The organism is Modestobacter sp. VKM Ac-2984, from assembly GCF_026967985.1.
In the GTDB taxonomy this organism is placed as follows: Bacteria; Actinomycetota; Actinomycetes; order Mycobacteriales; family Geodermatophilaceae; genus Modestobacter.
On record NZ_JAPVBJ010000004.1, the window covers coordinates 137,630 to 155,594 of the forward strand.

Here is a 17,965-nt window from a genome sequence, read left to right on the forward strand (position 1 = left end):
TCAGCTGCGGGTGATCCCGGCGGTCCGCGCCCGGGTCAGCCGCACCAGGTCCGCCGGTGACAGCTCCACCTGCAGCCCGCGCCGCCCTGCACTGACCAGCACCGTCGGGAAGGCCAGCGCGCTGTCGTCGACCACGGTCGGCAGCGCCTTCCGCTGGCCCAGCGGGCTGATCCCGCCCCGCACGTAGCCGCTGCTCCGCTCGGCGTCGGCCGGGTCGGCCATGGTGGCCTTCCGGCCGCCGGCGGCGGCGGCCAGCGCCTTGAGGTCCAGCTGGCCGCTGACCGGCACGACGGCGACGGTGAGCGCACCGTCGACCCGGGTGACCAGGGTCTTGAACACCTGGGCCGGATCGGCGCCCAGGGCGGCCACCGCCACCTCGCCGTAGCCGTGCCCGTCCGCGCCGTCGGCCGGGTCGTACTCGTGCAGGGAGTAGTCGGCCCGCGCCTGGTCCAGGGTCCGCACCGCCGGTGTCGCCGCCACGGCGCAGCAGCCTAGGCCGGACCCACCGGCGTCGGGAGCGGTTTCCCCCGCAGGGAATCGAGCCCGGGTGCGAGCCGTTGCACCGACCGTGAGCAGCACAGTCCCGGGCGCCCCGGCGCGCATCGCGCGCGGTTCCGCGCCCGCCCGCCGTCCCCCCGGCCACCCCGGCCGCACCCGGCTAGGATCGAGCGACGTGGTCGCCCGTTCCCGGGCGCCGCAGAGAGGACGGTCGGTGCCCGAGCAGCCCGCGAGCGACAGCCCCGTCGTCGAGACGGGGAAGCCCGATGAGACGCCGGAGGCGCGCGCCGACGGCAGTCGTGCCGAGCTCGCCGAGACCCGGGCCCAGCGCGACGCCCGCTTCGAGCGCGACGCCCTGCCCTACCTGGGCCAGCTGTACCCGGCGGCGCTGCGGATGACCCGCAACCCCGCCGACGCCGAGGACCTGGTGCAGGAGACGTTCGTCAAGGCGTACTCCGCCTTCCACCAGTTCGCCGAGGGCACCAACCTCAAGGCGTGGCTGTACCGGATCCTGACGAACACCTACATCAACAGCTACCGCAAGAAGCAGCGGCAGCCGCAGCAGTACCCCACCGAACAGGTGCAGGACTGGCAGCTCTACGCCGCCGAGGAGCACACCTCCAGCGGCCTGCGCTCCGCGGAGATGGAGGCGCTGGACCACCTCCCCGACACCGACATCAAGGACGCGCTGCAGCAGCTGCCGGAGGACTTCCGGCTGGCGGTCTACCTCGCCGACGTCGAGGGGTTCGCCTACAAGGAGATCGCCGAGATAATGGGCACGCCCATCGGCACGGTGATGTCCCGCCTGCACCGCGGTCGGCGCGGCCTGCAGAAGCTGCTGGCCGACTACGCCCGGGAACGCGGCTTCGTCGCGGCCGGCGCTGCTGAGGAGGCGACGCGCTCATGAGCACCGACGCTCACGACGGCGCCCGGCACGACCTCCACGGTGACGACGTCGCGTCCTGCGACGACGTGCTCTCGCACGTCTTCGAGTTCCTCGACCACGAGACCGACGACGCCCGGCGGGCGGTCATCGCCGAGCACCTCGAGGACTGTTCGCCGTGCCTGCGCCAGTTCGGCATCGAGCAGGAGTTCAAGGCGCTGGTGCGCCGCCGCTGTGGCGGTGACCCCACGCCGATGGGCCTGCGGGACCGGATCAAGGTGCAGCTGACCACCGTCTCCTTCGAGGAGGACGGCACCCAGGTGCGCGTGGAGAAGGCCAGCATCGAGTCGACGACCACGCACCTGTACGGCGAGCAGTCGCCGGGGGAGCGCCCCACCGCCTGACGGCGGCGGAGCGCTCTCCGGCCCCCTTGCAGGGACCCACCGCGAGCCTGCGAGTGGTGGGGGGCAAGGGGGTCCTTCTTCAGGCGTTGGGGCGCTTGCCGTGGTTGGCGCCGCTCTTCTTGCGGGCGCGCCGCTTGCGTCCACGCTTGGACATCGCTGCCCCTCCTCTCTGTGCTCCACCCGGGCAGGACGCCCGGGTGCGGACCGGTCCCGGTGACGGGGTGCCCTGTCGTGAGCTGCGGGGCACCCCGTCACCGGCCAAGCTGACCCTGCAAGGCTCTCACGGGTGGGCCGGGCACCGTGCGCTGGTGCGCGGTCGTGGCCGGTGGCGGGCCGGGCCACCGGCAGGATGGCGGCACCGCCGGTGCCCGCACGACCCCGGCGCAGCCGGGAAGAGGAGGACGACGTGGTCCAGGCAGTCGACAGCGTGCTCGTGGCCGGTCGCGGGCCGATGGCCTGCGCGGTGATCCGGGCGTGCGGTCAGCTGGGCGTGAAGGCCGTGGCCGTCCACTCGGAGGCCGAGCGCAACGCCCGGCACGTGCGGATGGCCGACGAGTCCGTCCTGCTGGGTCCGGCTCCGGCGGCCGAGTCCTACCTCGACGTCCGCCGGTTGGTCGAGGCCGCCCGGCGCACCCGGGTCGACGCGGTGCTCCCCGTTCCCCCCGCCCTCGCCGGGAACGCGCGGCTGGCCGCCGCGGTCGCCGACGCCGGACTGGGCTGGGTCGGCCCGGAGGCCGGGGTGCTGGAGCGCCTCGGCGGTGACGGGGTCGAGCCGGCCAGCGAGCGGGGCTTCCTGGCCTGGGTCAGCGCCGAGGGGCTGCACCACGTCACCCCGGTGCTGCGTGACCGTGCGGGGGGCACCCCACGGGTCTCCTGGACGCCTCCTGACGGGCTGGGGTCGCTGCCCGCAGCCGCCCGGCGGCTCCCGGAGCTCGGCTGGCGGGGGCTGGTCACGGTGGGCATCGACCCCGGCGGTGAGCTCGCCGAGGTCGCGGCCGGTTTCTCCCTCGACATCGCCGTGCTGGAGCGGGCGCACGGGCTGGACGCCGTCGCCCTCGCGCTGGGCAGTGTGTCCGGTGCGCCGGTGGCAGGGCGCCCGGACGACGCCGCGGGGCCGCCGTACGCCGGGCTGGCCGTCCAGCTGCGGTCGACGCTGCCGCCGGGGACCGAGGGGCGCGTCACCGGCCGGTTGCCCGACGTCCTGCGCCCCGGCGGGCGAGGTGTCGGGGACACCGAGCTGATCGCGGTGAGCGGCTACGACGAAGGCGACCGGCTGGACGGCTGGTACGACGCGCTGCTGGCCACGGTCAGCGTTGCGGGCCCGGACGCGGCGAGTGCGGCACAGGCGGCGACGGAGCTGCTCACCAGTCTCCCGGAGACCGGCGTCCCGCACGACGGGGCGGCCGTCTGCAGCGTGCTGCGCCGGATCGCCGGTGCGCTCGTCCCCGACTGCAGCTGAGCCGGCGTTCGGCACGATGCGGTGGTCGGCCCTCCGTCTGCTTTCATGTGCACACCGTCGGTTCAGGTGGGTCGGCGCAGGTCAGGCAACAGGGGGGGCGCCGGTGGCGGTCGAGGAGATCCACGCCGAGATGGTCTCCAGCGTGTGGAAGGTGCTCGTGGCACCCGGCACGGAGGTCGCTGCCGGCGACACGCTGGTCATCCTCGAGTCGATGAAGATGGAGATCCCGGTGCTCAGTGAGCGCGCCGGCACGGTCGGCGAGCTGCACGTGGTGGAGGGCGAGGTCCTCCAGGAGGGCGACCTGATCGCCACCGTCGTCCCCGGCTGACGGTCGCTCAGAGGTCGAGCGAGTAGACCCGCAGGTCGACACCGGGCACCGGCGTCCAGTCCCGCTCGGGCAGCCGGGTGAAGCCCAGCTGCCCGTAGAGCCGGTGGGCCGCGGCCATCCGGTCGCCGGTGGACAGCACCATCCGCCGCTTGCCGGCCGCCCGGGCCCGGTCCAGGCAGGCCCGCACCAGCGCTGCCCCGATGCCCTGCCCGCGCGCCGCGGTGTCGACGGCGAGCATCCGGAACCCAGCCTCGTCCGCGGACTCGACGACCTCGCCGAAGTCCCCGGACAGGACCAGCGCCACGCTGCCGACGATGGACCCGTCCTGGTCGCGCGCCACCAGGAGCTCCGCCCGCTCCGCCCGGCCCGCCACGTCGGCCAACTGGGGCAGGTACTCGGCGGGCGCGAGGTCGTCGGCGGCGTAGGCGGCCACGGTCAGCTCGGCGATGCGGGCGAAGTCCCCGGGCCCGGCCGGACCGACGACGGGTGCGGGGGAGACCACCGGAGCAGGGTAGACACAGGACCCTGTCCCACTCCTCCCTCGCAGGCTCGGGTGAGCCTCCGGACAGGGCCGTAGGCTCCGGCTCACGATGAGCAGCCTGTCCGAACGTCTCACCCGCGGCTCGGCGAGCCCGTCCCAGGTCGACCACGCGCGCCGGCTGGTGGCCGACTGGCAGCTGCTGGCCGACCTGTCCTTCGCCGACCTCACCCTGTGGGTGCCGCTGCAGAGCGGTGCCTGGTGGTGCGTGGCCCAGGTCCGCCCGCTGACGGCGCCCACCAGCCAGCCGGAGGACCTGGTGGGCAGCGAGGCCACCGGGGCCGACGCCGAGCCGCTGCTGCGTGCCCAGCGGGGCGGCCAGCCGATCACCGACGGGGAGCCCGATCCGTCGGGGACCAGCCTCCGCCACCGGGAGGTCATCCCCGTGCGGCACGACGGCGCGGTGGTGGCGGTGCTGGCCAAGGACACCAACCTCGCGGCGACCCGGTCCCCGTCGACCCTCGAGCTGACCTACCTCGACATCGCCGCCGACCTGTCGTTGATGGTGGCGGCCGGCACCTTCCCGCCGCGGATGCTGGACGACGCGGAGATGAGCCCGCGGGTGGGGGACGGGCTGGTCCGGCTGGACGGCACCGGGCACGCGGTCTACGCCAGCCCCAACGCGCTGTCGGCCTACCGCCGGATGGGGCTGACCGGGGACGTCGTCGGCGCCGACCTGGCGGAGGTGACGCGCCAGGTCTCGGCGGACCGGGTCGCCGGTGAGGCCGTGGCCGCGAGCATCGCCGCCGCGGTCGCCGGCCGGTTCCCCGAGCCGATGGACGTGGAGAACGACGCCGCCACCATGCTGGTGCGCGCGCTGCCGCTGCAGGCCCCCGGCGGGGAGGCGGGGGCACTGGTGCTGGTCCGGGACGTCACCGACGTGCGCCGCCGGGACCGTGCGCTGATGACGAAGGACGCCACCATCCGGGAGATCCACCACCGGGTGAAGAACAACCTGCAGACCGTGGCGGCGCTGCTGCGGCTGCAGGCCCGGCGGATGACCGAGCCGGCGGCCCGGGCGGCGCTGGAGGAGTCGGTGCGCCGGGTCGCCTCGATCGCGGTGGTGCACGAGACCCTGGCGGGCAGCCGGGAGGACGTCGTCGAGGTCGACGACGTCCTGGACCAGGTGCTGCCGATGCTCGGCGACGTGACCTCGGTGGGACCGGCGGCGCGGATCACCCGCGCCGGCGCGATCGGGGAGCTGCCCGCGGCGTGTGCGACGCCGCTGGTGATGGCGGTGACCGAGCTGCTGCACAACGCCGCCGAGCACGCGTTCGAGGACGGCGAGCCGGGGACGATCGTGCTCGCCGCCGAGCGGACGGGTGACGACCTGGTGGTCCGGGTCCGCGACGACGGCCGCGGTCTGCCACCGGGGTTCGACCCGGCGGCCAGCACGGGGCTCGGGCTGCAGATCGTCCGGACGCTGGTGACCAGCGAGCTGCACGGGACGCTGGAGATGGGCCCGCCGGCGGACGGTGGCCCGGGGACCGAGGCGGTGCTCAGCCTCCCGGGTGCCGGCCGCCCTCGCCGGTGAACGCAGCCGGTGAACGCAGCCGGTGAACGCAGCAAGGGCCGCTCCGGTACGGAGCGACCCTTGCTGCACTCGGCCCGTCCAGAGGCTCGCCCCGCGCGTGCACGGGGTGAGGAGGACGGGGTCCTTCGTCAGGCGGTGCGGACCCGGGTGCGTGCGGTCCGACGCTTCAGGGCACGGCGCTCGTCCTCGGACAGACCGCCCCAGACCCCGGAGTCCTGACCGGAGGTCAGGGCCCAGTCCAGGCAGGACTCGACGACCGGGCAGCGGCGGCACACAGCCTTGGCCTGCTCGATCTGGACGACTGCCGGGCCCGTCGTCCCGATCGGGAAGAAGAGCTCCGGGTCCTCGTCCCGGCAGAGCGCGCGGTGGCGCCAGTCCATGGCGGTGTACTCCTCGATCTCGTCAGGGTGTCCGGTCGTCGGTCCGAAGACCGCCCCCGCAGGTCCGTGCGCTGGTGTCAGCACGAAGAACGACGACCGCCTGCTGTGTTACCAGCAGGTTGCTTGCTTGTGATGCTTTCACGAGTGGACGCACTGTCAAGCAGTTCGCCGGGCGTTCAGCGGCGCTCGTGAGCAACCTCACCACGCCCCGCAGGACCTCGCCACTCCGTCCTACCCCACTCGGCGCGTCCGTGCATCACCCAGCGGAGGCCGAGACCGAGCGCTCGGTCACACGACGACGCGCAGCGCCTTCGGGACCGACCGGACGCGGAGCCCGGTGGCCGTGCCCAGGTGGTCACCGTCCAGCTGCCAGCCCTGGGGGCGGGTGGACGTCAGGGTGAGCTCCCCGAGGTCGTGCCAGCGGTGCACCCCGCGGCCCCGGGCGTCCGGCCGGGCGGCCATGGTCTGGCGCAGGTGGTGCAGCATCCGGACGACGCCGACCCGGCCCATCGCGAAGACGTCCACGCCGGTGTCGAAGGACGCGTCGGGGCTGGGGTCGATGGGGCGGGCCCCCAGGTAGGTCCACGGGCTGACGTTGGAGACCAGGGCGAGGAACAGCCCGTCGACGGGGGGCTCGCCGGGCAGGTCCAGGGTCATCGGCGGACGACGCCGGTCGCGGCCCAACAGGAACGCGTTGACCCCGGCCCCGATGTAGAGGCTGCCGGTGGACCGCCGTCCCCGGGCGCGCTGGGCCTCGACCCGGGAGACCACGTCGGCGTCGTAGCCCATGCCTGCGGCGAAGACGAACCAGCGGGGCGTGGTCCAGCCCTCCGTCGTCCCCTCCTCGCCGGTCCGGGCGGATGCGGTGCCGAGGGACACCAGGCGGGTGCGGCCGGCGCGCAGCGAGTCGAGGATCTCCCCGGTCGCCTCGACCGGGTCGCGGGAGCGGCCGAGGGCGCGGGCGAAGACGTTGGTCGACCCGCCCGGGACGACGGCGAGCATCGGCACCCGGGGCCCCGGGCCGGCGCTCAGCAGCCCGTTGGCGGCCTCGTTGACGGTTCCGTCGCCCCCGAGGGTCACGACGACGTCGACGCCGTCCACCGCGGCCTGGGCGGCGAGCTCGCGCGCGTGACCGCGGTGCGCGGTCTCGGCCAGTTCGACCCGCAGTTCGCTGGACAGCGCCCGGACGAGCACGTCGCGCACCTTGCGGGTGGTGGTCGTGGCCGCCGGGTTCGCCACCAGCAGCGCACGCATGCCGCTCAACATATCGACCGGCCCCGCGGCGACCGCGCGGCACGTCCGGTGCACCGGGAGGCGGGGTGCCCGCGCGTAACCTCGGCGGCGTGTCAGGTCAGGACGGACAGACCCCGGGCCGTCGTCGGCCGCGGGCGGAGGGCCTGCTCGGGAGGGCGGCCGAGCCCACCGCCCCGCGCCCTGCGCGGCCGCGTGCGGGAGCCCCGACCGCCGTCCGGCGGGCTGCCCTGGTGGTCGCCGTGGAGGCGCTCGCGCTGACCGCGCTCGCGCTCACGCTGCTCGTGCTGACGGTGACCGGCTCGCCGGACAGCGTCAGCCGGGCGCTGGCCGAGGTGGTCTACGTGGGGCTGGGGGCGGCGCTGCTGGCGGCCGCCGCGGTCGGGCTGTGGCGGGTGTCCGGCTGGGCGCGCGGCCCGGTCATCGTGCTGCAGCTGCTGCTGGGCCTGCTCGCCTACAACGCCGCGTTCCCGGCGCAGCAGCCGCTGATCGGCCTGCCGGTGCTGGCCCTGGTGGCGACCGAGCTCTGGTTGCTGGCCACCCCCGAGGCCCGGCTGGCCTTCCTCGAGCGTTAGGCCCCTCGCTGCGTCCCCCCGCGAGCCCGCGAGTGGTGGGGGGAGGGGTTCCTCCCTCAGATCAGCTCGATGACCTCGGCGATCGAGGGCAGCACCCGGCTGGGCCGGAACGGGAACCGGCTGACGTCCTCGGCCCGGGTCGAGCCGGTGAGCACCAGGATCGTGTCCAGGCCCGCTTCGATGCCGGCCACGACGTCGGTGTCCATCCGGTCGCCGATCATCGTGGTGGACTCCGAGTGCGCCTCGATCCGGTTCATCGCGCTGCGGAACATCATCGGGTTGGGCTTGCCGACGAAGTAGGGCTCGGCGCCGGTGGCCTTGGTGATCATCGCCGCCACCGAGCCGGTCGCCGGCAGCGGGCCCTCGGGGGAGGGGCCGGTGACGTCGGGGTTGGTCGCGATGAACCGGGCGCCGGCGCCCACCAGCCGGACCGCCTGGGTGATCGCCTCGAACGAGTAGGTGCGGGTCTCGCCGAGGACGACGTAGTCCGGGTCGGTGTCGGTCATGGTGTACCCGGCCTCGTGCAGCGCGGTGGTCAGGCCCGCCTCGCCGATGACGTAGGCCGATCCGCCGGGCAGCTGGGAGGCCAGGAAGTCCGCCGTGGCGAGCGCGGAGGTCCAGATCGCCTGTTCGGGCACCTCCAGGCCGCTGCGGGAGAGCCGGGCGGAGAGGTCGCGCGGGGTGAAGATCGAGTTGTTGGTCAGCACCAGGAACCGGCGGTTGCGCTCGACCAGCCGGGCCAGGAAGTCGGCGGCGCCGGGCAGCGCCTTGCCCTCGTGCACGAGGACGCCGTCCATGTCGGTCAGCCAGCACTCGGACTCGCCGCGTTCGGTGGTCACGCCGTTCTCCTGTCGGTCGGGTGGGTCAACGACGGTCGGCCGCGAACCGGGTCAGGGCGTCATCGGTGAGCCGGAAGACCGTCCACCCGTCCATCGGCACCGCACCGGCGGCTCTGTAGAAGTCGATGGACGGGGTGTTCCAGTCCAGGACGGACCACTCCAGCCGGGCGAAGCCGCGGGCCACGCACTCGTCGGCCAGCGTCCGGAGCAGTTCCCGGCCGAGCCCCGTGCCGCGGTGCGCGGGGGAGACGTAGAGGTCCTCGAGGTACAGCCCGTGGGTGCCACGCCAGGTGGAGAAGTTGAGGAACCACAGGGCGAACCCGGCGATCTCGGCGTCGTCCTCCGCACCGGTCAGGGCCACGTGCCCGAACAGCGCCGGGGACTCCCCGAACAGCGCGGCGTGCAGCTGGTCGGCGGTCATCTGGGCCTCGTGCGCGGACTCCTCGTAGGCGGCGAGCTCACGGACCAGCCGCAGCACCGTCGGGACGTCGTCGGGCCGGACCCGGCGCACGCTCACGACAACGCCTCCTTCACCCGGTCGGGGACCAGCCGGCCCAGCGGGGTCAGCACCGGCATGACCAGCGGGGAGACGAGGTAGCTGTAGGCGACCACGAGGCTGGTCACGGTCGGGACGGTGAGCAGGCCGACGACGACGAGGACGACCGAGGCGATCAGGCCGTAGGGCTTGCCGCTCTTCGGGCTGACCAGGGACCGGAACGAGCGGTAGCGGATGTTGCTGATCATCAGCAGTCCGGGGACGACGACGACCAGCAGCACCCAGAGCCGGTCGCGGCCCTGCATCAGGTCGGCAAAGGCGTACACGCTGGCCAGCACCACCCCTGCCGCGCCGGGGCTGGGCAGGCCGGTGAAGAAGCGCTTGTCGGCCGTCGGGTCGATCGTGGTGTTGAAGCGGGCGAGCCGGATGGCCGCGCAGGCCACCCAGAGGAAGCAGGCCACCCAGCCCAGGGCATCGAGCTCGTCCCGGCCGTCGGAGAAGAGGGCGAAGACCAGCAGGGACGGGGCCAGGCCGAAGGAGACCAGGTCGGCCAGCGAGTCGAACTGCAGGCCGAACGGTGAGACGGCGCCGACCAGCCGGGCCACCGCGCCGTCGGCGATGTCGAACACGACCGACAACGCGATCAGCAGGCAGGCCAGCCGGTACTCGCCGCGGAACGCGACCAGGATGGCGCCGAAGCCGCACATCATGTTGGCGAGGGTGAAGAGGCTGGGCAGCCATGAGCGAGCCCGCCGCCGCCCGCCGCGCACGGACCCCCGGACGAACTCGACGGTGGTGGTGCGCCTGCCTGGCATCCGCCGGCTCCTCAGCTGGGGTGGGACCAGCGGGCGATGACGGTCTCCCCGCCCCGCACCCGCTGCCCCTTCGTGACGGTGACGGTGCACTCCGGGGGGACGAAGACGTCCATCCGGGACCCGAACTTCATCAGCCCGACCCGCTCACCGGTGGACACCTGCTGTCCCGGCACCACGCGGGTGACGATCCGGCGGGCCAGCACGCCGACGATCTGACGGAAGACGACCGTGCGGTCGCCGTCGCGCACCCACAGCTCGCTGTGCTCGTTGCGGTGCGCGCTCTCCGCGCGGTAGGCGGCCAGGAAGCTGCCCGGCGTGTACGTGGAGGAGGTGATCCGGCCGCCGTAGGGGGCCCGGTTCACGTGCACGTCGACGACGGACAGGAAGACGCTCACCTGCTGCCAGTCGCCCTCGGGGGCCACCCCCGGCTGGGGGTCGCCGGCGACCATGACCACGCCGTCGGCCGGGGAGAGCACGTCGTCGGCCGGGGGCGGGGTCGAGTCGCACCGCCGGTCGGGGTCGCGGAAGAAGACGGCCATGTACGCCGACAGGGCGAGGAAGGGCCACGTCAGGGCACGGGCCGCACGGGGACCGCTGCCCCGGCCCAGGGCGGTGGACACCGCCGCAGAGGCCAGGGGAACGGCGAGGAAGGGCCAGCCGGCCCGGTCGATGCGCATCGCAGACCGAGGTTACCGGGACCGGGCCCGAACGCCTGCCGTCGGCCGCGTCGCGGCGGGCACGACGCCAGGCGGTTCAGTCGGAGGCGAGCAGGTCGCTGGCCCCGGACCGGCTGTCTCGTTCCCTCGGCGGGCCTCCGTACCAGTCGAGGCAGACGACGGAGGCGTCGTCCCGGAGCACGCCACCGGTGGCGCGCAGGACCGCCTGGCCGAGCTCGTGCACGACCTCGCGCGGATGCAGTGCCGCCGTGGCGGCCAGTGCGGCCGCCACGTCGAGGGAGGCCGCGTTGCGCTCCTGCATCCCGTCGGTCACGAACACGACCCGGTCGCCGGGCTCCAGGGGGAAGCGCTGCAGGCGGTACTCGGTGCCGGCCTGGACGCCGAAGGGCAGGTCGATGGCCAGCTCGACCTCCTCGACGCGGCCGTCGCGGAGCCGGAGCGGGAAGGGGTGCCCGGCGTTCACGATCTGGGCCTCCTGGGTGTGCAGGTCGACCCGCATGACCTGACCGGTGACGAACTCGCCGGGCGCCGAGTGCGCGGTCACGGCGTCGTTGGCGTTGCGGGTCTGATCGCCGAGGCCGAGCCCGCGGCGCCGTTCGTTGCGCAGGCTGCCGACCAGCAGGGTGGCCAGCAGGGCGGCGCCGACCTCGTGTCCGACCGCGTCGCTGACCGAGACCTGGAGGGAGTCCCGGTCCAGGGCGTAGTCGAAGGTGTCCCCGCCGACGGTGGCGGCCGGCTCCAGCCACCCGGCCAGGGTGAACTGACCGGCCTCGCAGGTGAAGGCGCTGGGCAGCAGTCGGCGCTGGATCTCCGCGGCCAGCGAGAAGGGCGTCGTGCGCTGGCCCCACTCGAAGAGGTCGGTGTGCCGCCGGTTGGCGATGATCACGTAGGCGAGCGCGTGGCCGGCCGCGGAGATGTCGGCCATCTCCTGCTCGTCGGGCAGCTCGGGCAGCACCAGCTCCAGGACGCCGATGGCGTCCCCGCGGTCGGTGACCGGGACGATCACGCAGGCACCCTCGTCCCCGGGCTGCACGACGGCCTGCTGGGTGCGCAGGACCTGCTCGTGCACCGTGCCCGCCAGCGCGAGGGTCGCGGCGTGCTCGGGGCCGCGGACCCGGGAGCCGTCGGGCGCTCGGGTCTCCGTCCCGAGCCGGACCAGGGCCTGCCCGCTGAAGTCGGCAATCAGGAACGAGACCTCGGTGGCCCCGGACAGGGTGGCGAGCTCGGCCGTGACCGCGGTGACGGCGTCGATCGGCGCGGCTGCCTCCACCCGTTCGAGCAACGAGCGCAGGTCGAAACGGGGGCTCACGGGATGGGGTCTCCTGGCTGGGGGGTGCTGCCACCCCGGACCGGCGGCAGGTACGACACTGCCGGGCCACCCGCGAGGGGTGACCCGGCAGTCGGCCCCGTCCCGAGGCTCACCCCGAGCCTGCGAGGGGTGAGCAGGACGAGGTCCTCGATCAGGAAGCGGCCTTGGTCTCCCAGAAGATCTTGTCGATCTCGGCGATGTAGTCGAGCAGCTTCTGACCCTCGGCGGGGTCCATGCTGCCCTTGCCGCCGGCGGCGCCGGCCTGCTTGGTCGCCTTGTTGAACAGCTCGTGCAGCTGCGGGTACTTCTCGAAGTGCGGGGGCTTGAAGTAGTCGGTCCACAGCACCCACAGGTGGTGCTTGACCAGCTCGGCCCGCTGCTCCTTGATCAGGATGGCGCGGGTCCGGAAGACCGGGTCCTCGTTGCCCTGGTACTTCTCCTGGATGCCCTTGACGCTCTCGGCCTCGATACGGGCCTGGGCCGGGTCGTAGACGCCGCAGGGGAGGTCGCAGTGCGCGGTGGCCTCCACGGCGGAGAACATGCGGAACAGACGCATGGGTGTGCCTCCGGGTTCGCGGGGATGGGTCTTCTGCGACCCTACCCGCGGTGATCAACGAGGACACGTCGAGAAGTCACGGCCCGGACGACCTGCCCGGGCTGCCGACCCGTTGGGTCTCGGCCCGGGTGACCGGGCCCTCGATGACCCCGACCGTGCGCCACGGCGACCGGCTGCTGGTGCGCCGGGTGGCGGTCGGGGCGTCCGTGCCGAACGGCACGGTCGTGCTCGCCCGCTTCCCGGCGCGGCCGGAGCTGCTGGTGGTCAAGAGGGTGCGCCGCGCGGTGCCCGGCGGGCACTGGGTGGAGGGGGACAACCCGCTGGTCACCGACGACTCCCGGGCCTTCGGCACGGCCGTCGTCGTGGGCAGGGCGGTGGGCCGGCTGTGGCCCCGGCCGGGGCGGCTGCACCCGGCCCCGCCGGGCTGACGGGCCGGCTCAGCCGAGGCGGTCCAGCAAGGGCGCGACGAGGTCGTGCGCCGCGGTGTTGAGGTACAGCAGGACGACGGTGGCCACCAGGAACAGCGGGACGAGCACCGCCTTCTCCACGATCGCACCGGTGCGCAGGTGCACGGGCGCCAGCCGGCTGCGCCGGACGAGCCAGAAGACCGGGACGGGCACCCCCTCCTTGGTCAGCCAGTCACCGGCGATGTGGGTCAGCGTGCCGAGGACGACGGCCAGCGGGAGCCACCCGGGCGCCGGGCTGTGCTCGAGCAGCAACCACGCGCCGCCCCAGGAGAGCGCCAGGTTGCCGATCACGGTGTTCTCCGCACGGCCGGGGATGACGAAGTGCAGCGCCCGCAGCGCCAGCCCGATCGCGAGCGCCAGCAGCAGCAGGGTGGACCAGCGGTGCCACGTCGCAGCGGTGGCCAGGAGCCCGAAGGCCAGCGAGCCGAGGACGGCGTCGTGGGTGCCCCAGCGGTGTCCCCGGGCGATCGTGTTGACGAGCCCGGACGGGAGATCGGTCAACGGGCCCCACATCCCGGAGATCGTCGAGCCCCGCTGGTCCAGGTCCGGGAGCATGGCGAACCCGCCGACGGCGGAGACCCAGGCGACCTGGGCGACCGTGCCGTGCACCGGGACCCAGGGGAGCGTCGCGGCGCCGGCGGCCAGGCCGGAGAGGGCGTGAGAGTGACCGAGCACCTACGCAGCGTGCCGCCACGGCGGCCCGCTGCCCAGGAGGCGCGCTAGGAGAGGTTGGCCGCCCTTCCTCAGTCCTCGTCGACGTCGTCCGTGCCACCCCTGGCCAGCCAGGTGGCCAGCCGCTCGACCGGCACCTCGAAGTCGGGGTGCTGGTCGACGAAGGCCTGGAGCTGGTCGGCCAGCCAGGAGAGCGAGACCTGCTCCTCGCCCCGCCGGCCGGCCAGCTCCTCGATGCCGCGATCGGTGAAGTACATCGTCGGGCCCCGTCGCGTCAGTCGGCGAAGGCCCGAGCGACCAGCTGGCGCTGCTCGACCTCGTGCACCTTGGCCGAACCGACGGCCGGGCTGGCCGAGGCCTTCCGGGACACCCGGCGCAGCGTGCGCCCGGCCGGCAGGTGCTCGGGCAGGTTGACGGCCATGAACTGGGCTGCGCCCATGTTGGCCGGCTCCTCCTGCACCCACACGACGTCGTTCGCCTCCGGGTAGCCCGCCAGCGCCTCGGCGATCTCCTCGGCCGGCAGCGGGTACAGCTGCTCGACGCGCAGGATCGCGGTGTCGGCGGTGCCGTCCTTCTCCCGCTGGGCGAGCAGCTCGTAGCTGATCTTGCCGCTGCACAGCAGGACGCGGCGCACCGCGGAGGCGTCCAGGGCCTCCCCGCCCACACCCGGGTCGGGCAGCACCGGGCGGAACCGCTGCTCGGTGAAGTCGCCGACCGGGCTGACCGCGGCCTTGGCGCGCAGCAGCGACTTGGGCGTGAAGACGACCAGCGGGCGGTGCACCTCCGACAGCGCCTGGCGGCGCAGCAGGTGGAAGTAGTTCGCCGGCGTGGAGCAGTTGGCGACCGTCATGTTGTTCTCGGCCGACAGCTGCAGGAACCGCTCGATCCGGCCGCTGGAGTGGTCGGGCCCCTGGCCCTCCAGCCCATGGGGGAGCAGCAGGACGACGCCGGAGCGCTGGCCCCACTTCGCCTCGCCGGAGCTGATGAACTCGTCGATGACCATCTGGGCGCCGTCGACGAAGTCACCGAACTGGGCCTCCCAGAGCACCAGGGCCTTGGGGTTGGCCACCGAGTACCCGTACTCGAAGCCGAGCGCGGCGTACTCCGACAGCAGCGAGTCGTAGACGAAGAACTTCGCCTGGTCCTCGGTGAGGTTCAGCAGCGGGGTGTGCTCGCTGGCGGTCTCCCGGTCGATGAGCACCGAGTGCCGCTGGACGAACGTGCCACGGCGGGAGTCCTGCCCGGCCAGCCGCACCGGCACGCCCTGCATGAGCAGTGACCCGAAGGCCAGCAGCTCGCCCATCGCCCAGTCGACGCCGCCCTCGCTGGCCATCGCCGCCCGGCGCTCCAGCATCCGCTGCAGCTTCGGGTGCACGGTGAAGTCGGTGGGCAGCGAGACGTGTGCGTCGCCGATGGTCTTGAGCACCTCGGGCGTGATCGCCGTGTCGACCGTCGCCTCCTGCGGCGAGCGAGGGTCCATGACCGGCTCGGGCGCGGAGGAGTCACGAGCGTCGTGGGTCTCGGCGAAGGCTCGCTCGAGCTGCCCGCGATAGTCCTTCAGGGCCTCCTCTGCCTCGGCCAGCGTGATGTCGCCACGGCCGACGAGCGCCTCGGTGTACAGCTTCCGGACGGAGCGCTTGCGGTCGATGATGTCGTACATCAGCGGCTGGGTCATCGACGGGTCGTCGCCCTCGTTGTGCCCGCGGCGGCGGTAGCAGACCAAGTCGATGACGACGTCCTTCTTGAACTCCTGGCGGTAGTCGACCGCCAGCTTCGCCACCCGGACGCAGGCCTCGGGGTCGTCGCCGTTCACGTGGAAGACCGGGGCGCCGATCATCCGCGCGACGTCGGTCGAGTAGAGGCTCGACCGTGCGGCCGCCGGGCTCGTGGTGAAGCCGACCTGGTTGTTGATGACGACGTGCACCGTGCCGCCGGTGCGGTAGCCGCGCAGCTGGGACAGGTTCAGGGTCTCCTGCACCACGCCCTGGCCGGCGAACGCCGAGTCGCCGTGCAGCAGGAGGGGGAGCACGGTGAAGCCGCCCTCGCCCTTGTCGATCATGTCCTGCTTGGCCCGCACGATGCCCTCGAGCACCGGGTTGACCGTCTCCAGGTGGCTGGGGTTGCTGGCCAGCGACACCGCCACCGAACGGCCTTCGTGCTCGAAGCTGCCCTCGGCGCCGAGGTGGTACTTCACGTCGCCGGAGCCCTGCACGGTGCCCGGGTCGATGTTGCCCTCGAACTCGCCGAAGATCTTGGCGTAGCTCTTGCCCAGCACGTTGGCCAGCACGTTCAGCCGGCCGCGGTGGGCCATGCCGATCGCGACCTCCTCGATCCCGTGCTCCGAGGAGCTCACCAGCACCTCGTCCAGCAGCGGGATGACCGACTCGCCGCCCTCGAGGCTGAACCGCTTCTGACCGACGTACTTGGTCTGCAGGAAGGTCTCGAACGCCTCGGCGGCGTTGAGCCGGCCGAGCACGCGCTTCTGCTTGTCCCGGCCGGGCTGGTCGTGCTTGACCTCGATGCGCTCCTGGAGCCAGCCGCGCTCCTCGGGGTCGGTGATGTGCATGTACTCGATGCCGACGGTGCGGCAGTAGGAGTTGCGCAGCACGCCGAGGATGTCGCGCAGCAGCATCGTCCGCTCGCCGGCGAAGCCACCGACCGGGAAGGGGCGGTCGAGGTCCCACAGGGTCAGCCCGTGCTGGACGATGTCCAGGTCGGGGTGGGTGCGGACCTTGAACTCCAGCGGGTCGGTGTCGGCCATGAGGTGGCCGTTGCGCCGGTAGGCCTCGATGACCTCGATGACCCGGGCTTCCTTGTCGATCTGGCCCTCGTGGCTGACCCGCTTGTCCGGCACCCAGCGGACCGGCTCGTACGGGATGCGCAGCGAGCGGAAGACGTCGTCGTAGAAGCCGTCCTGGCCCAGCAGCAGCCCGTGCATCCGGCGCAGGAAGTCGCCGGACTCCGCACCCTGGATGACCCGGTGGTCGTAGGTCGAGGTCAGCGTGATGATCTTGGAGACGGCCATCTCGGCGAGCGCCTCGGGGCTCATCCCCTGGAACTCGGCCGGGTAGTCCATCGCGCCGACGCCGACGATCGTGCCCTGGTTGGTGGTCAGCCGCGGCACCGAGTGGTTGGTGCCGATGGTGCCGGGGTTGGTGAGGCTGATCGTCGTGCCGGAGAAGTCCTCCATCGTCAGCTTGCCCGCCCGGGCCCGCCGGATGATCTCCTCGTAGGCGCCCCAGAAGGCGGCGAAGTCCATCTCCTCGGCGGCCTTGATGGAGGCGACCACCAGCGAGCGCGTCCCGTCGGGCTTGGGGAGGTCGATGGCCAGGCCGAAGTTGACGTGCTCGGGCTGGACGTGGACCGGCTTGCCGTCGACTTCGGCGAAGGCGCTGTTCATGTTCGGGAAGTCGTCCAGCGCCCGGACCAACGCGTAGCCGATCAGGTGGGTGAAGGAGATCTTCCCGCCCCGGGCGCGGGCCAGGTGGTTGTTGATGACGATGCGGTTGTCGACCATCAGCTTGGCCGGCACGGCCCGCACGCTGGTCGCCGTCGGCACGGTCAGCGAGGCGTTCATGTTCTTCACGACGCTCGCGGCGGCGCCGCGCAGCGGGGTGCGCTTCGGGCCGGCGTCGTCGTCCTCGGCGCGGCCGGGCCCCGGCTTGACGACCGGCTTGGCCGGCGTCGCGGGCTTCTGCTGGGAGGCACGCTCGGCGGGGCGGGCCACGACGGTGCCCTCGGACCGCGCGTCGCTCTCGGCGGCGCGGGAGGCCGGGCTCTTGTCGGAGGAGCCCTTGTCGGCCGGGCTCTTGTCGGAGGAGTCCTTGTCCGAGGCGCCCTGGGCGCTCTCGTCGGAGGAGCTCGTGCTGGCGGATGCCGGCTTCGGCGCGGCGGGACCCGACTGGGTCATCTGCGGTGCGACCTCTCGGCTGGGCGCGGGGGAGGCGTAGGTGGTGGCCGACGGCGTCGACGCTGCCTGGGCGCTCCGGGACTCGGACGGCTCCGGCGACGGGGCCGGCTCGGCCGGCTCGGCCGGCTCGGTCGTGCGGTCCTGTCCGTCGGCGACCGGGCTGCCGGGCCGGTAGTCGGCGAAGAAGTCGTGCCAGGCCTGGTCCACGCTCCGTGGATCGGCGAGGTACTGCTGGTACATCTCCTCGACCAGCCACTCGTTGGTACCGAAGCCCGCCACCGGGTTGGCGGAGTGGGCGGGGGACGGCTGGGATGAGCTCACGCTTGACACGGGGTCGAGTGCCTTCTTCGTCGAGGGACGTCGTTGGACCGGGT

21 protein-coding genes are annotated in these 17,965 nt (G+C 73.2%); 7 read left to right on the forward strand and 14 right to left on the reverse strand.

Features of this window, described 5'->3' with window-relative positions; translation table 11 throughout:
• Entirely contained in the window at nucleotides 1-480 is a 480-nt protein-coding gene (gene ybaK, locus O2W16_RS10435; RefSeq protein ID WP_269158759.1) for a Cys-tRNA(Pro) deacylase, read from the reverse strand.
• Nucleotides 481-712: 232 nt separating this feature from the next.
• Between ybaK and O2W16_RS10440 the strand changes: the two genes are divergently transcribed.
• Nucleotides 713-1,405 carry a sigma-70 family RNA polymerase sigma factor gene (locus O2W16_RS10440; protein WP_269158760.1) on the forward strand — a complete coding sequence of 231 codons (693 nt, stop codon included), beginning with the start codon at nucleotides 713-715 and terminating at the stop codon, nucleotides 1,403-1,405.
• Nucleotides 1,402-1,785 carry a mycothiol system anti-sigma-R factor gene (gene rsrA, locus O2W16_RS10445; protein WP_269158761.1) on the forward strand — a complete coding sequence of 128 codons (384 nt, stop codon included), beginning with the start codon at nucleotides 1,402-1,404 and terminating at the stop codon, nucleotides 1,783-1,785. The genes O2W16_RS10440 and rsrA overlap by 4 nt, the downstream gene beginning before the upstream one ends.
• Before the next feature lie 79 nt (nucleotides 1,786-1,864).
• On the opposite strand, the gene O2W16_RS21675 is transcribed toward rsrA, so the two are convergent.
• Entirely contained in the window at nucleotides 1,865-1,939 is a 75-nt protein-coding gene (locus O2W16_RS21675) for a 50S ribosomal protein bL37 (protein ID WP_014742531.1), read from the reverse strand.
• A 252-nt stretch (nucleotides 1,940-2,191) separates the two neighbouring features.
• Between O2W16_RS21675 and O2W16_RS10450 the strand changes: the two genes are divergently transcribed.
• Both O2W16_RS10450 and O2W16_RS10455 read left to right on the forward strand, forming a co-directional pair.
• Nucleotides 2,192-3,244 (forward strand): biotin carboxylase N-terminal domain-containing protein, encoded by a 1,053-nt coding sequence (locus O2W16_RS10450; RefSeq protein ID WP_269158762.1) that lies wholly within the window; start codon nucleotides 2,192-2,194, stop codon nucleotides 3,242-3,244.
• 103 nt (nucleotides 3,245-3,347) lie between these two features.
• On the forward strand, nucleotides 3,348-3,572 hold the full coding sequence (locus O2W16_RS10455; RefSeq protein ID WP_269158763.1) for a biotin/lipoyl-binding carrier protein: 225 nt from the start codon (nucleotides 3,348-3,350) through the stop codon (nucleotides 3,570-3,572).
• Between the two features lie 7 nt (nucleotides 3,573-3,579).
• Here O2W16_RS10455 and O2W16_RS10460 read toward each other — a convergent pair whose 3' ends face one another.
• Nucleotides 3,580-4,074 carry a GNAT family N-acetyltransferase gene (locus O2W16_RS10460; RefSeq protein WP_269158764.1) on the reverse strand — a complete coding sequence of 165 codons (495 nt, stop codon included), beginning with the start codon at nucleotides 4,072-4,074 and terminating at the stop codon, nucleotides 3,580-3,582.
• A gap of 88 nt (nucleotides 4,075-4,162) precedes the next feature.
• Between O2W16_RS10460 and O2W16_RS10465 the strand changes: the two genes are divergently transcribed.
• Nucleotides 4,163-5,644, forward strand: a complete 1,482-nt coding sequence (locus tag O2W16_RS10465) for a sensor histidine kinase (protein ID WP_269158765.1) — start codon at nucleotides 4,163-4,165, stop codon at nucleotides 5,642-5,644.
• Nucleotides 5,645-5,772: 128 nt separating this feature from the next.
• Here O2W16_RS10465 and O2W16_RS10470 read toward each other — a convergent pair whose 3' ends face one another.
• Together O2W16_RS10470 and O2W16_RS10475 are read right to left on the reverse strand one after the other, a co-directional pair.
• Entirely contained in the window at nucleotides 5,773-6,024 is a 252-nt protein-coding gene (locus tag O2W16_RS10470) for a WhiB family transcriptional regulator (protein WP_269158766.1), read from the reverse strand.
• Nucleotides 6,025-6,312: 288 nt separating this feature from the next.
• The gene (locus O2W16_RS10475) at nucleotides 6,313-7,278 is read right to left on the reverse strand and encodes a diacylglycerol/lipid kinase family protein (RefSeq protein WP_269158767.1); all 966 of its coding nucleotides are present in this window, start codon (nucleotides 7,276-7,278) and stop codon (nucleotides 6,313-6,315) included.
• 89 nt (nucleotides 7,279-7,367) lie between these two features.
• On the opposite strand from O2W16_RS10475, the gene O2W16_RS10480 reads away from it, so the two are divergent.
• Complete coding sequence (locus O2W16_RS10480) at nucleotides 7,368-7,850, forward strand: hypothetical protein (protein WP_269158768.1); 483 nt, start codon at nucleotides 7,368-7,370, stop codon at nucleotides 7,848-7,850.
• A 56-nt stretch (nucleotides 7,851-7,906) separates the two neighbouring features.
• On the opposite strand, the gene O2W16_RS10485 is transcribed toward O2W16_RS10480, so the two are convergent.
• The 6 genes from O2W16_RS10485 to sodN form a co-directional block, all read right to left on the reverse strand.
• Nucleotides 7,907-8,689 (reverse strand): HAD-IIA family hydrolase, encoded by a 783-nt coding sequence (locus O2W16_RS10485; RefSeq protein WP_269158769.1) that lies wholly within the window; start codon nucleotides 8,687-8,689, stop codon nucleotides 7,907-7,909.
• Between the two features lie 25 nt (nucleotides 8,690-8,714).
• On the reverse strand, nucleotides 8,715-9,206 hold the full coding sequence (locus O2W16_RS10490; RefSeq protein WP_269158770.1) for a GNAT family N-acetyltransferase: 492 nt from the start codon (nucleotides 9,204-9,206) through the stop codon (nucleotides 8,715-8,717).
• Entirely contained in the window at nucleotides 9,203-10,000 is a 798-nt protein-coding gene (gene pssA, locus O2W16_RS10495) for a CDP-diacylglycerol--serine O-phosphatidyltransferase (protein WP_269158771.1), read from the reverse strand. Before pssA ends, O2W16_RS10490 begins: the two co-directional genes overlap by 4 nt.
• Before the next feature lie 11 nt (nucleotides 10,001-10,011).
• Entirely contained in the window at nucleotides 10,012-10,677 is a 666-nt protein-coding gene (locus O2W16_RS10500) for a phosphatidylserine decarboxylase (protein ID WP_269158772.1), read from the reverse strand.
• A gap of 76 nt (nucleotides 10,678-10,753) precedes the next feature.
• A complete protein-coding gene (locus tag O2W16_RS10505; protein WP_269158773.1) occupies nucleotides 10,754-11,986 on the reverse strand; it encodes a PP2C family protein-serine/threonine phosphatase in 1,233 nt (410 codons plus the stop codon).
• Between the two features lie 151 nt (nucleotides 11,987-12,137).
• Nucleotides 12,138-12,542, reverse strand: a complete 405-nt coding sequence (gene sodN / locus O2W16_RS10510) for a superoxide dismutase, Ni (RefSeq protein ID WP_269158774.1) — start codon at nucleotides 12,540-12,542, stop codon at nucleotides 12,138-12,140.
• Between the two features lie 50 nt (nucleotides 12,543-12,592).
• On the opposite strand from sodN, the gene O2W16_RS10515 reads away from it, so the two are divergent.
• Nucleotides 12,593-12,970 carry a S26 family signal peptidase gene (locus O2W16_RS10515; RefSeq protein ID WP_269158775.1) on the forward strand — a complete coding sequence of 126 codons (378 nt, stop codon included), beginning with the start codon at nucleotides 12,593-12,595 and terminating at the stop codon, nucleotides 12,968-12,970.
• 9 nt (nucleotides 12,971-12,979) lie between these two features.
• Here the strand turns inward: O2W16_RS10515 and O2W16_RS10520 are convergent, their stop codons facing one another.
• The 3 genes from O2W16_RS10520 to O2W16_RS10530 all read right to left on the reverse strand — a co-directional run bounded on the left by O2W16_RS10520 (nucleotide 12,980) and on the right by O2W16_RS10530 (nucleotide 17,912).
• The gene (locus O2W16_RS10520) at nucleotides 12,980-13,684 is read right to left on the reverse strand and encodes a metal-dependent hydrolase (RefSeq protein ID WP_269158776.1); all 705 of its coding nucleotides are present in this window, start codon (nucleotides 13,682-13,684) and stop codon (nucleotides 12,980-12,982) included.
• A 68-nt stretch (nucleotides 13,685-13,752) separates the two neighbouring features.
• Nucleotides 13,753-13,938 carry a DUF6104 family protein gene (locus tag O2W16_RS10525; RefSeq protein WP_269158777.1) on the reverse strand — a complete coding sequence of 62 codons (186 nt, stop codon included), beginning with the start codon at nucleotides 13,936-13,938 and terminating at the stop codon, nucleotides 13,753-13,755.
• Nucleotides 13,939-13,955: 17 nt separating this feature from the next.
• Nucleotides 13,956-17,912, reverse strand: coding sequence for a multifunctional oxoglutarate decarboxylase/oxoglutarate dehydrogenase thiamine pyrophosphate-binding subunit/dihydrolipoyllysine-residue succinyltransferase subunit (locus O2W16_RS10530; protein WP_269158778.1), 3,957 nt, complete (start codon nucleotides 17,910-17,912; stop codon nucleotides 13,956-13,958).
• Nucleotides 17,913-17,965: the final 53 nt, after the last annotated feature.

Excerpts from the sequence above, each read along its gene's own strand:
- rsrA (WP_269158761.1), top strand. The coding sequence starts at position 1,402 with ATGAGCACCGACGCTCACGACGGCGCCCGGCACGACCTCCACGGTGAC.
- O2W16_RS10465 (WP_269158765.1), top strand. The coding sequence starts at position 4,163 with ATGAGCAGCCTGTCCGAACGTCTCACCCGCGGCTCGGCGAGCCCGTCC.
- O2W16_RS10470 (WP_269158766.1), bottom strand. The coding sequence starts at position 6,024 with ATGGACTGGCGCCACCGCGCGCTCTGCCGGGACGAGGACCCGGAGCTC.
- O2W16_RS10475 (WP_269158767.1), bottom strand. The coding sequence starts at position 7,278 with ATGCGTGCGCTGCTGGTGGCGAACCCGGCGGCCACGACCACCACCCGC.
- pssA (WP_269158771.1), bottom strand. The coding sequence starts at position 10,000 with ATGCCAGGCAGGCGCACCACCACCGTCGAGTTCGTCCGGGGGTCCGTG.
- O2W16_RS10500 (WP_269158772.1), bottom strand. The coding sequence starts at position 10,677 with ATGCGCATCGACCGGGCCGGCTGGCCCTTCCTCGCCGTTCCCCTGGCC.
- sodN (WP_269158774.1), bottom strand. The coding sequence starts at position 12,542 with ATGCGTCTGTTCCGCATGTTCTCCGCCGTGGAGGCCACCGCGCACTGC.
- O2W16_RS10525 (WP_269158777.1), bottom strand. The coding sequence starts at position 13,938 with ATGTACTTCACCGATCGCGGCATCGAGGAGCTGGCCGGCCGGCGGGGC.